This is a genomic window from Candidatus Saccharimonadaceae bacterium ML1, assembly GCA_030253535.1.
GTDB classification, from domain to species: domain Bacteria; phylum Patescibacteriota; class Saccharimonadia; order Saccharimonadales; family Saccharimonadaceae; genus Saccharimonas; species Saccharimonas epibionticum.
Genome location: CP124550.1, coordinates 650,411 through 662,680 on the forward strand (window position 1 = coordinate 650,411; position 12,270 = coordinate 662,680).

Annotated in this window: 11 protein-coding genes, 2 tRNA genes and 1 pseudogene; 5 read left to right on the forward strand and 9 right to left on the reverse strand. The window is 48.4% G+C overall.

What is annotated here, in order from left to right; genetic code table 11:
- Positions 1 to 26: 26 nt before the first annotated feature.
- The 3 genes from SEML1_RS03330 to SEML1_RS03340 form a co-directional block, all read right to left on the reverse strand.
- Positions 27 to 1,202, reverse strand: coding sequence for an ABC transporter permease (locus tag SEML1_RS03330; protein ID WP_376753815.1), 1,176 nt, complete (start codon positions 1,200 to 1,202; stop codon positions 27 to 29).
- A 123-nt stretch (positions 1,203 to 1,325) separates the two neighbouring features.
- Positions 1,326 to 1,829 carry a hypothetical protein gene (locus SEML1_RS03335; protein WP_376753816.1) on the reverse strand — a complete coding sequence of 168 codons (504 nt, stop codon included), beginning with the start codon at positions 1,827 to 1,829 and terminating at the stop codon, positions 1,326 to 1,328.
- 491 nt (positions 1,830 to 2,320) lie between these two features.
- Entirely contained in the window at positions 2,321 to 3,127 is an 807-nt protein-coding gene (locus tag SEML1_RS03340) for a replication-relaxation family protein (protein WP_376753817.1), read from the reverse strand.
- Positions 3,128 to 3,402: 275 nt separating this feature from the next.
- Here SEML1_RS03340 and SEML1_RS03345 point away from each other — a divergent pair, with 275 nt between their 5' ends.
- The 3 genes and pseudogenes from SEML1_RS03345 to SEML1_RS03355 all read left to right on the forward strand — a co-directional run.
- A complete protein-coding gene (locus SEML1_RS03345; protein WP_376753818.1) occupies positions 3,403 to 3,615 on the forward strand; it encodes a hypothetical protein in 213 nt (70 codons plus the stop codon).
- A gap of 29 nt (positions 3,616 to 3,644) precedes the next feature.
- Positions 3,645 to 3,827 (forward strand): hypothetical protein, encoded by a 183-nt coding sequence (locus SEML1_RS03350; protein WP_376753819.1) that lies wholly within the window; start codon positions 3,645 to 3,647, stop codon positions 3,825 to 3,827.
- Positions 3,814 to 4,131, forward strand: a pseudogene (locus SEML1_RS03355) (recombinase family protein); the annotation flags it as partial. The gene SEML1_RS03350 and the pseudogene SEML1_RS03355, both read left to right, overlap by 14 nt.
- A gap of 366 nt (positions 4,132 to 4,497) precedes the next feature.
- On the opposite strand, the gene SEML1_RS03360 reads toward SEML1_RS03355, so the two are convergent.
- From SEML1_RS03360 to SEML1_RS03375, 4 genes are all read right to left on the reverse strand, one after another.
- A complete protein-coding gene (locus tag SEML1_RS03360) occupies positions 4,498 to 4,812 on the reverse strand; it encodes a hypothetical protein (protein ID WP_376753820.1) in 315 nt (104 codons plus the stop codon).
- A gap of 674 nt (positions 4,813 to 5,486) precedes the next feature.
- A tRNA-Glu gene (locus tag SEML1_RS03365) sits at positions 5,487 to 5,561 on the reverse strand.
- A 99-nt stretch (positions 5,562 to 5,660) separates the two neighbouring features.
- Complete coding sequence (locus tag SEML1_RS03370; protein WP_376753821.1) at positions 5,661 to 7,766, reverse strand: ATP-binding protein; 2,106 nt, start codon at positions 7,764 to 7,766, stop codon at positions 5,661 to 5,663.
- Between the two features lie 47 nt (positions 7,767 to 7,813).
- On the reverse strand, positions 7,814 to 9,166 hold the full coding sequence (locus SEML1_RS03375; protein ID WP_376753822.1) for a class I SAM-dependent methyltransferase: 1,353 nt from the start codon (positions 9,164 to 9,166) through the stop codon (positions 7,814 to 7,816).
- A 46-nt stretch (positions 9,167 to 9,212) separates the two neighbouring features.
- Here SEML1_RS03375 and SEML1_RS03380 point away from each other — a divergent pair, with 46 nt between their 5' ends.
- Positions 9,213 to 9,584 carry a response regulator transcription factor gene (locus tag SEML1_RS03380; protein ID WP_376753823.1) on the forward strand — a complete coding sequence of 124 codons (372 nt, stop codon included), beginning with the start codon at positions 9,213 to 9,215 and terminating at the stop codon, positions 9,582 to 9,584.
- Here the strand turns inward: SEML1_RS03380 and SEML1_RS03385 are convergent, their stop codons facing one another.
- Together SEML1_RS03385 and SEML1_RS03390 are read right to left on the reverse strand one after the other, a co-directional pair.
- A complete protein-coding gene (locus SEML1_RS03385; RefSeq protein WP_376753824.1) occupies positions 9,585 to 10,397 on the reverse strand; it encodes a bifunctional 5,10-methylenetetrahydrofolate dehydrogenase/5,10-methenyltetrahydrofolate cyclohydrolase in 813 nt (270 codons plus the stop codon).
- A complete protein-coding gene (locus tag SEML1_RS03390) occupies positions 10,394 to 11,959 on the reverse strand; it encodes a hypothetical protein (RefSeq protein WP_376753825.1) in 1,566 nt (521 codons plus the stop codon). The genes SEML1_RS03385 and SEML1_RS03390 overlap by 4 nt, the downstream gene beginning before the upstream one ends.
- 178 nt (positions 11,960 to 12,137) lie before the next feature.
- On the opposite strand from SEML1_RS03390, the gene SEML1_RS03395 reads away from it, so the two are divergent.
- A tRNA-Lys gene (locus SEML1_RS03395) sits at positions 12,138 to 12,214 on the forward strand.
- Positions 12,215 to 12,270: the final 56 nt, after the last annotated feature.

The following is a 12,270-nucleotide window of genomic DNA, read 5'->3' on the forward strand; positions in this document are numbered from 1 at the left end:
TACGAGGCGAAAAAGCATTCTATTCATCACTCATCGCGTATATCGCGAATAGGATTACGCATCGTATTGCGCACAAGCGGCTGCATGCTCGCGACCAGACTAATAGCTACGATCGCTGCGACCACAACAAGCAATAACGACGAATCAACATTAAATAAACGAACGGCTGGTGCGCGATCAATAATACCAAATGCCGTCGCCGCTGTATCGGTCAGCGTTCTACCATACGAGTAATCGACCGCTAAGGCTATTACGATTCCGACTATCGCAGAAACAAGCACGACACGCAAAGCAATGAGCATAATATACACAACATAAATATGAGCAATGTCGCGACGCTTCGCGCCCATTGCGCGGTACACAGCAGTTTCTTTGCGGTTCTCTGCCATGATACGCGAAACTGTAAACCAAATGATAACCGCGGCAAGCCCGAGCGCTACCGGAAACGCAATTGCGGCAATTCTAGTGAATAGCTTGCCGATTTCATCAATGATGAGGTAATTTGAACCATATGGCGCAGCGAGAAATTTTTTGCCGCACTGCGTGCTCGACGACGGACAGGTCTCGTTGTCAAGAAACGCCCGAGCCTTTTCGGAGCTGGCAAATTCAAGGACGCGCGCCGCGAAATCTTCATTCGCGTCCATAGATCGCGATGGTCGCACACTATGCTCGCGGCGAATGTCTTGAGCTTTCAAATGTTCCGGCAGCGTATTGTACATTTGGAGCGGTATATCAAGCGTCATTGATGTATTCTGAGCAGTTAGCAAACTCTTTACATACTCATCTAGTCCCTTGGTGTAATCAATATACGGTTGGGCATACTTAATACCAACAATTTGAAATGTAACAAGCTGATGTCTTGGCGCAACATACGTGCCAAGCTTTTTCTGCACGTCGTCAGCGTTCATATCCGCCTGTTTTTCGGCGGCGGTGCGCGAATCTTCCTTTACGATAATATCGCCGCACGGTTCCGTCGGATAATCGTAGAGTAAGTGCGGCTTTTCATATCCTGTCGTGCGCTCATTATGTTTCATTTCAGTATAATCACGCTGGATTTTCTCTAATATCGTTTGTTCGGCAGTGTTGCGGTAGCATGCCTGGTAGGTTTGTCCTTTCAACTTTTCTTGTACCGACTTGAGCCAAACTCGCTTTTCGCGCGCCGAGACCGGCTCTTTCCCGATACCTACATTTTCGCCAAACAAATGACATATTCTCAATCTTAGAGTTAATGTCGGTTAGCAACTTAAGAAGACTCTGTTCGCTTAATTCACCTTGAGCATTGACTGTATATGTATTGTTAGCTCTCCATTGTAATACGAAATCAGTTATACTCTGCGTTGTTTCCATATATCATCCTTATTGCTAAATTCCATTTTAGATCCTTCAAACATATACTTTGTACCTCTGGCTATATCTCCTGGGGGCAGGTTTGAGTTATGGTAGGTTAGTAGCGCATCTTCAATTAGTCTCATCGCCTCATCTTCGTACGGCTCCATTGTCCTTGGTGCAAGGATCCAGGTCGTTATCACAAATATTTTCGTATGGTTATCGGTAAAATTTTTGTAGTAGTCAATCCTTATGGCAGTATCTTTCCATATAAGGACACCGATCCCGTCAAAACCATCAAAATTGCGATAGCCCTCAACAGCCGCTCCGAAGTTTGCTCTTATAATAGCAAATAATGCATCGGCATCGGCGTTATATACCGAGGCTGACGCCATATTTGCTACAGCAGTTTCATCCCTTCCGGGCCACGGGCTGGATATTTTATACTTTTTCATGAGACTTTGCGCCTCATCTTTGCTTATTTGTTTGCTTACAAAACCCATACCCCTCCTTGTGACACCATTTTATAGTGAATATTATTTAGTATGATTATACTAGAGGAATTACAAAAAACATAGCTTATTAGCAGGCAACGTGGTACTTTCTTTGGGTCACGTCAGTAGCCATCAGAGAACTGTCGGCTATCATTAATTTCACGCTGACATTACACCGCCCAACAACGTTCATACTTACCCCGCTCACTCGACATGCGCCTCGCTGGCGCAGTCAAGATGAGTGGATGCAAGAATGAACGATCTCAGGCCGAAAATTAGCAGAATCATCTGATTAATCATTATCTTATTTCACAAAAAGACAAGCCAGCTAGCGCGTACTGCGCTGGCGCACAAAACGCGCCGCCTGTCTGTCATTTGCGAAATAAGTCTAGCCCTAGAAGCTACGCGGCGGCTTTCGTGCGACCACTGCAAGCTCGCCCGAGGGCGCCGCCTTGCAATCATCGCACGGCCGATTGACGCACATGCAGCCTCAAATTCATTTACAACTCATCTAAGGAAAGAAGCTCACCAGGCTCATCAATATTCGACCAAATCGCAGAATCTTCACCCAGCAGACCTTCAGTCGTCGCCGTATATATCTCGATTTCATCATCTAGGTTAAACCGACTCCGCACGGCATGGGCAGCGCGCCGCAAGCGGTTTTCTGCAGCTGGATTTTCCAGCAAAAACAGGAGCTTAGGCAAATCACTGCCAGTCTCATCCCAGCCACCCTCATCGAAAAATTCCATATAATTTACCAGACGGCGATTGATGGCACTAGGTGGCGCGTCTTTGGATACAACATCAAAGAAAAATCGCTGCAACCCACCGTTCGTTTTGAGCGACAAAAAGACATCGGGTGGATTAGCCGGAAAGTAGCTATAAAGCGCCATTTCACGTCGCAAAAATACTTTTAACGGTGGATATTGGTGCTGTAGCTTATTGGTGCACGAATACACATCAACTACATGATTAACGAATGATTGGCTGACGACTTTGTCGCGGTAGCTCGCTTTGATAATGGCGTCGGTAACGCGTTCACTGCCATGAATCAATTGCAGCTGCCTAAGTCCTTTTGGCGTTAAATAATACGCCGCTGGCACGCCCCGCAATTTGTAGCTTTTGTCATATAGTCTAGCCACAAAACCGTGCTTCATCAACACGTTCAACTTTTCAAACAAATTTGAACCCGACTTAATGCCCAAACTATCCGCCAACAGTTGACGACTACCAAACCGATATTTGTACAACGTTTCCAGTATGTCTATCTGCCCCTGCTTGAGAGCTGAACGTTTGTCCATTTTCATTACCAGCCTTTCGCGATTTCTTTCTAATATATTTATATAGAAAGAAGAAAAAAATAGCAATAGATAACAGTAGTTTTATAGATGAATTATAATGTATATCGATATTCGGTATATTTTACATCATAAAATAGCGAAAAACTATTGAATATTTGTAGTACAAGTAGTATAATTTAAGTAGAGGTTTAATCGTAAAACTGGCTCGTTAATAACACGAAAAACTAGACTTCAAACAGTAGCGCTTTTTGGTTGTCATCCCGTGTAGTATACTAGGATTAATGAGCCAATCAAGAATTCAGCTACAAATCGACACATCAAAAGAAGTGCGCAACCGAGCCAAAGCCGTTGCTTATAGTCAAGGCATGAGCCTGACGGAATTGGTGCTTAAGGCGCTGGCGATGGTTGGCGATAGAGAGCTGAAGCAGCTGATTGAAAAGGATTTGCAGGAGCGTTCTGGGCGCGGGCGTCCGCAGCAACCCAAGTCTAGTTGATGTTATGACGAGTCGTGACAGGAGGGATTATGGCGCGACCAAAAGGAAGTAAAAATAAACCAAAAGCCCCGCTGGTGGAGCAATTTTCGTTCACGACCGAGCAGCGGATTAGGCTGGTGGCAAATTTAATCGTCGAGAAGATTATCGAAGACGGCGCGTTTGCCAAAAAGCTAATCACGATATTGGAGGATGATAAAAATGCCTCCAAATAACCAACCCCGAATCGGCTTGCTGGCGATACGGGTTTCTTCTGACAAGCAGGGTCTTGACGGCGACTCGCCCGAAGCGCAGCGCGAGCAAGGCGAAGCTTACGCCAAGGCGCACAATATTATAATCACCGAGACGATTATTTTGCTTGAATCGGCGTCGCACGAAACGCAGCCGATGCAAAAAGTAATCGACGTTTGCAAGGACAAAAGCAAAGGCTTTCAAGTCGTGCTGATTAAATCAATCGACCGCTTTACGCGCGGTGGCGGCGATTATTATTCGCCCTTGAAGCGGCAGTTGACGCGGTTAGGCATTGCCCTTGAGGACATGTACGGCGTGATTGGCAAGCAGCAAATTAACACGCTGGAGCACACTGGTTTTAAGTATTATTGGAGCAAGTTTAATCCGACGCAAAAGTCGGAATATTTGGAAGCAGAGCGCGCCAAAGACGAAATGCGCGACATCATGAGTCGGATGATTGGCGCGGAAATTCGCTATACTCAGCTCGGTTATTGGATGCGCCGTCCGCACTATGGTTTTCGCAGCGTCAAGGTGGATACGAAAAATGGTCGGCGCACGATTTTGAAGCCTGATGAGAACGAGGCGAAATTTATCATAAAACTTTTTGAAATGCGCGCCGCTCACATTTATACCAATCAGCAAATCGCCGACGAGTTAAATTCGATGGGCTTTCGCTCGCGTGTTACGATTGTGCGCGACAAATATGACCGAACCAAAATTAAGCGACAAATTGGCAGCAAGCAAATGACCGCCAAAATGATTGATCAGTACGCTAGCAAACTGGTTTATTGCGGTATCATCAAAGAAAAGTGGACGCACGACCAGCCGGTCAAAGCGCAGTTTGATGGATTGGTTAGCATCGAGCTTTTTAATGAAGCGAATCGCGGGCGAATTTTTGTGGAAATTGACAGCCGCGATATGATAACCATCAAGCGTAGAGCCGTGCCGGAGCACCTGAAAAATAAACAAATCTACAACCCAGAATATCCGTATAAACAAGTCGTTGCTTGCCCGAAGTGTGGCAAAACCCTTTCTGGCAGCGCTTCGCGTGGCAAGATGGGCGTGTATTATCCGGCATATCATTGTAGTCGCAATGGGCATTATTTTCGCGTGCCCAAGCCCGAGTTCGACAAGACGATTGAGGATTTTGTACGGACTATTACCGTAAAGTCAGAGTACGTTGATGACATTATCGCTGCTATTGCCGAGCTGCGGCGCGAACGCCAAGCAAAGCAACTAGAAGCCAACCAACAGCGCCTAGAGCATCGCCAGAGCCTGCAAAACCAGATTAGGGCGACCGTGGACAAAATGCGTGTCGTCACAAGCGAAACAGCACTTACGTACTTGGAAGAGGATATCGTTAACGCCGAAAACGAACTAGCAAGCCTAGACAAAGAAATCGCCAATCAGCCTAATTTGCAAGCCGAATTCGACCAAGTCTTGCAATACGCTAAATATATTTTGGAACACCTCTCCGAACTACTGCTTGACCTCTGTAATCCTCTGCGAAAAGCTGCCTTTTTCGCCGCTATCTTTAACAAAATCCCAACCTACGACGAAATAAAGTTTGGAACTCACAAAAACAGCTCGCTACCAGAGGTAAACGAGCTGTTTCGTATCCGAATGGATGATAAATCCTTTGATGGTGACCTTACCGGGAATCGAACCCGGATTGCCAGGATGAAAACCTGGTGTCCTAACCGTTAGACGATAAGGCCGCAGAGGTAGGCATACGCCCTACGCAATTACTAAAACGCGTTGCTCTATTTTACCAGATGGCACTTTATAGCGCAAGCGTTCTGCCGCTAAGCAAAACGTTACGGAACGGTCTTTTTCGGCGGCTTTTCCAGCCGGCGAATCGGCAGTCGAAATCCAAAAGTACTACCTTTTCCCAGCTCCGACTCAAAAATAAGCGAGCCGCCGTGCCCGTGTATCACTTTTTTTGCAAGATACAGACCGATACCCGTACCGTCTGGGCGCTGGCGGCGGGCATTTTCAGCGCGGAAAAATTTCGTGAAAAGCCGCTTTTGCGCGTCTTTTGGCACGCCCATACCATGGTCAACAACTCGCAGTACTACATCGCCATCCTCAATCGACAAACGCACGCGTACTGTATCAGCGTTCGGCGAATAATAAATCGCGTTATCAATCAAATTCATAATCACCTGGCGCAATTTATTCTCATCTAAATACAATAGCGGAAAGCGCGCAGGCTTACGGAACCTCACATTCACCTTGTGCGCCGACGCTACCTGGCTGACATTCGCAACCTCTTCAGCGACCAGAGATACTAGGTCTGTCTGTACTCGATCGATAACAAACTTGCCCGTTTGTAGCCGGCTCACGTTCAGAAAATCGCTGATCAAATGCACCATGCGCTCGCTGCTCGTAAAGGCTTCTTGCAATAGCTGCCGCTGCGAGGCACTGATTTCGCCCGCGTCACCGTCGAGCACCATGCTTAAATAACCTTTAACGCTTGTGAGCGGCGTGCGCAGCTGGTGGCTCGCCATGCTCACAAATTCATCTTTTACCGTATCAAGAAACCGCAGCTGCTCGTTTGACCGGCGCAATTGTGCCGTCGCATCATTGACTTCATGCTCCAGAGTGCCAGCGAAGCGGCGAATTTCTTCCAAGCGAAAAATATTTAAGAGCGCTATTGATAATTGATCTGCCAGCACGCCAAACAAGGCTATATCCCGTTTACGATATTCGCGTTCATCTTTTCCTTCGCCAACTACTAAATAGCCGATCTCCTGTGTAGAGACGCAAAGCGGCAGGAGAACCGCGATACCGTGCATGCTAATTGTGCCATTCTGTTTGAGTTGCGTGATCGCATCGTACGCCATATGCGCCGTTAGTCGTTTACCGACGGCGTATGGTTTATGCTGCGCATCTTTGAAAACAACGGCGACATAGCGCGGACGGAACATGTCAGAGAACGCCCGCAGATACGAATGAAGCAGCGTATCAAGGTCGGTCGACCGTACAGTTAGCCGCGTCAGAACGTTGACTACATGCTCTGCGCTATACTTGCGATGATAAAAAATGCGCTCCGCGTACCGATCAAACATTCGGCGAAGCGGCTGGAATGCAAACGCCGCCGCCAGCACGAGAATCGTATTGAGAATAAACATGCCCGACGATGGTTTTGCCATTTGCGGCAAAAATACTTGCGACAATCCAAAAAACGCCACACCATAGCATGCTGCAAGCGTCACAATTAAACTCGCGTACGTCACCGCCTGCACCAAAAATGATTTTACATGCAGCATGCGGAAGCGCGCCATGCTGTACAGCGTCGTACCCAGAAATATTACCGACGCAAGCGGGCCAATCCAAATCCACCGATATTCGCCATAAAACGGCAGCACCAAATCAAACACAAACCCTGGAATACTCGTCGCAGCAATACCGCTCATATAATACAATCGGTGCACCCACATGCCCGATGAATAGTGCAGCCTCCGCCACAAATCTACACACATTGCAGCGAAAAAGTATGCGACAAACGGTACCGCAAACACGATATAGCCAATGCGGTTTACTTCTATCGTCCAACCGTTTGAGCCCAGCGTTATCGTAGTGATGATAAAATTCGGATACAACGCAAGCAATACAGCAATGATCGTCGTTGTCACGATCGGCACAATCGCCGCGTAACGCGCAATCTTTCGCACGCGCGGATAGCATACGATGAAAAAAAGCAAAAGCGGCGCAAAACATGTCGCAGCAAAGTAAAATAACTTCGCGCCGAGTCTCATCATTGAAATATTCGACCCGTCCATAAATAGCGCCATACCAAACGACCATACTGCAAAACAAACGGCAATCAGACTAAACAGTACGTTCGCTGTTCGGCGCGTATTGCCATAGAGTGACAATCCTGCCAAAATCAGGTAGCAGATCGTCAATCCCACAAGCATTAGCACTATCACGATACTTTTATAGTACACGGTTTGAAAGAGCAGCGCTAGAGTTTGCGCGTGAAATATCCCGTGTAGACGCCGCTTGCAGTCACGCGTGCTTCGGTACGGTCAAGCGGGATTTTGCTTGCGTCAAGCATATCAGCCATGTCTGACAGGCTGCGGCGTCGGACTCTCGCCGGCCAGCCCATCGCATCCGCTAAAAAGTTTTTATGCGGACGATTTTCGTTTGTACTGCAATTCGCGAGCAAGCCGCCCGCGCCAAGCGCACCATATGCCTCGCGCAGCAACCGTCGATACGGTATATCCGGCACATATTCGCCTAAACCGGAGTTTTCAATCACAGCCGGAACCCGTCCGCTCAAAATCTCTTTCAGGTCGAGCGGTTTTCCGATTTTATTGAATAACTTCCTGCAGTGCAACTCAATTGAGCCGCTCAATCCGCGCTGCTCCGCCATCTGCTGTGCGGCAGCGAGCGCGATTGGGTCTTGATCAATCAAAACGACCCGCGGCGTCTTGCCGTGCTCGTGCAATTGCTTTATCAATTCCAGCATTGGCAGCGCCGTGCCGCACCCCAAACTGACGATAATCGGCGAATGTCCGACTTCTTCGTCCGCAGCAAATTCCGTGATCACATCATTCACAAGCTTCATACGCTCGCGAATACCGATACCATCTGCACAATAGCGAATCACGTCCAAGAATTCTGCCGAATTTGAGGCGTGCACAAAGTCGTCTAGACGCTGCATCTTTTCGTCGGCACGCTTAACGCATTCCGCGGTACTCAGCGGCGGCAACCCGCGTACCACACCGAAATTTTGCGCCGTCGCCGCAACCGCCGAATGGAGTGACAGTCCTGACAACTCTGGCACGTCATCACCAAAATGATGGTTCAATATCCGCTCGTCGATCGGACCGCTCATAGTTGGATAACCGCGGTGCTCAGGATTGTCGCGCGCCGCCAAATCAAACGCATTGACAATCGTCACAAGCGCCATCGCGCTGCCGCCTTGCCGCCACCATGCTTCCGCGTCAACCTGATCCGACCCGTATAAATATTGGCGGCGCGCATATTCGACTGGACTGCTTGCATTGACATGACCATCCCACGATCGGCGCAAAACCTCACCCGACGCCAGGTAGCTCAAACGATATGCAATGCCGCCCAGCTCGCCCATGCGTGCAAGTTGCACTTTACTGTCGGCGACACTTAAATAATCAAGCACTTCTTTGATTTTTTCTGGGTTTTCATACGCTGGATCGGTGCGCTCAGCGATGCTCACCGGCAAGCGCTCGCTTCCTGCTTCAACTTCTCCGTAAAGAGCTACAATCTCCGGGTTTAATTCCAACAACCTGCCGCCCATCGGCAATATTTCCGGTCGCTTCAGTCGATCCTGCATATTTTTACTCCCCAGTCTTAGCTGTTTATGCTATTATATTAATAATATGACAAAGATTGCGATAATTGAAGACGACCAAGTGATCAACCAAATGTACCGCATGAAGTTTGAGGCGGCGGGGTTTGATGTCGCGACGGCGAGCGACGGCGAAGCGGGTGTTGCAATCGTAAAAAAGTTCCATCCGGATTTGATTTTACTCGACTTGCAAATGCCAAACATGAACGGCGTTGAAGCGCTTTCGCTAATCCGAACATTGCCAAGCCACAAGCAGACGCCCGTCATCGTACTAACAAATCTCGGCGAAGAAGAAGCGCCGGATGGACTACGCAAGCTCGGCGTGCATAGCTACATTGTGAAAGCCGATTTCACACCGCGCCAAGTTGTTGAGCGCGTGAAACATGCGCTTAATATTCGCTAGTTACAGCTTATCTGCTCGCTTGAGACAGATCTCAATCAAATGATCAAATAGTACCGTATATGTGAGCGGACCGACGCCGCCTTTTTTTGGCGTCATCGTTACATGCGGCATGGCACGCACGCTATCGTCAACATCACCAATAAGTTTGCCGTGCTCACTTGCCGTACCGGCGTCTACCACCACCGCGCCAGATTTTACCATATCTGATGTAATTAACCGCGGCACACCCGTTGCTGTTACAATCACATCAAACCGCTGCATATCGCAAAGCGGCGTTTGATCATCAAATACAGTAATATTCAAGCCGCGCTCGCCCCACAATTTCGCAAGCGGCGCACCAACTAGTTTGCCCCGCCCCACAATCGCAATTACCTTGCTCGCCAAATCGACACCATAGCCCGCCAAAAGCCAATCAATCGCCTGTGCTGTTGCGCTCGGAAATATAGCGTGCTCGCCCAGCCCATCAACGTCTTTTTCCGGTGCAATCGCATTGCAAATCTCGCTCGTACCCACCGGATCATCAAGCGGCAACTGCACGATAATACCCTGAATTGACGCGTCATCGTTTGCCTGCTGCACTATGCTAATCATATCGCTCTGCTCTACCGCCGCAATCTCAACGTCAATCAATATATCGCGCGCATACCGCTGCTTCATGCGCACATACGCCGCGATAACGTCGCTCGCTGTTTTGCTCATCACGATCAACAATTTTGGAGCAATACCGTGCTCTTGCCGCAAATTCCGCACTTGCCGCAACTGGCGTACTTTGATAAATTGCTGCAGTTCGCGCCCATTTAACTCCCGCGTCATGTAATACGATCCTTCCTATCGTCAATAAATGCCGACCATTGCCGCACGAGGCGCAAAATCGTTTTGAACGGCAGCTCAATCAACATATCTAAAATAATTGACACAATGTTAACTTGCGCATATTTATCGCTCATCCAGCGCCCTGCTACGACAAACGGCAAATAAATCGTATCGCGCACAAACGTCAGCCCGTTACTCGCGCTGCGCACAATCTCCAGATCGCGAATCATGCGGCTCAAGCGAAAGCCCAAGAAGCTCGCCGCTGAGAAGAAAAAGAAGAATATCGCAATATGCACAAGCGAGAAATTAAGCAGCAGTAATATCCATATCGTTGCCGCAAATACTACCAAGCTAGACGCACCGTATAATGCCGAAAAGACTACGCTATATTTCCTACCACCTAATTGCCGGCGCACAAGCGTCGTGCTGTCGCTATACAACATCGTATCGACACGATTCACTAATGCCGACGTATTCGCATAGCCCGGCGTATTAAGCGTGAACCGCAGCAACACCATATAAACCGGCGGAAAGAACAGGTTAATAATCAACGGCTGCCACAAAATCGCGCCGTGTGCCCACATATCGTAAGGCACTTCAATCGCGATGCCAATTAAGAATTTCGTAATGATCAAAAACATTACGCTACGCATAATCGCACGATTGATTCGCCCCATGATATTCGTGTACTCTTTGGCAACTTGCTGCTCAAACGCCTCCAAAAAAACTTCGCGCTTCAATAATAACTCCGGTACGTCTTCGCGGGTCTCTATCATGCGGCGTACAATTCGCAGGGGCGCGCCCTGGCGGTCGACAATCCGATACAGTTCATCGTCCACCGAACCTTGCAGCAGCGCATCAATCTTTTGATTGTATGCCACAAACTGATCTAAGTGCTCCACTGATACACCGTAGCGCAATAGCAACCCGGCACGCGCCGTCGCTGCATCGGATTTCATCAGTGCACGGTGAATGGCAACATAAAGCGCTGCGCCATACTCATCGCGCGTCGTTTTTGATACAGCATCGCGCGGGATCGCCTGCTCGAAATACTCGTACGCGAAATCCATAAACGCCACGTCGCGTTCTTTTGGTGCGATGAGCTGCGCTACTCGCACCGACAGCGTTTCAAGCACCCAGCTCGTCGACCGGTCGGCGTTAATACTGCGGCGTTTCTGCAGCTTTTCAAATGCCACATAGTGCTGGCACGCCAACTCCGTTATTGCTTCGATTTGCTCTGGAGCGACGTTATCATTTGGAATGTAACCTGCAAACGTCAGTTCAATTACCAACTCAGTGCCGCTCTGGCGCACAAGCGTTTCGTCGCGTACGATAAATAATTGTTTGAAAAACCGGCGAATCGCATTTTGCAGCAACAAATGCTCGTCGGTATTTTCAGCAGCATTACGTAGTTGCTCATATGCTGCAGTAAACGCACCGCCCGCCCCGACAACATTGTACTTCTCTGCCTGCGCTAACGCCTGCCGGCGCGCATCGCTCCGTTTTTGAGCGTTCAAAATGCCCGCGCGCACATGTTTACCGATTATATTGAGCTGCGACATACTGCTATATTATCGCGCATTTTTGCCGATATGGCAATCATAAGCACCGTGCTGAGTATTTACTAATCCGCCAAAACGTGCTACAGTGAAAAGATACAGGTTTAGTTTGCTAAGAGAATCACTAGTCGGACAACTAAAGTCCCTATAGCAAACAAGCGCGTATAGTTTAAACAATAATGGGTCAGTAGCTCAGTTGGTTAGAGCACCTGCCTCTTAAGCAGGGTGTCGAGGGTTCGAACCCCTCCTGACCCTCCACGAAAAAACCATCCTTCGTCCGGGTGGTTTTTTCGTGAGAGAAGAATAACTAAGGT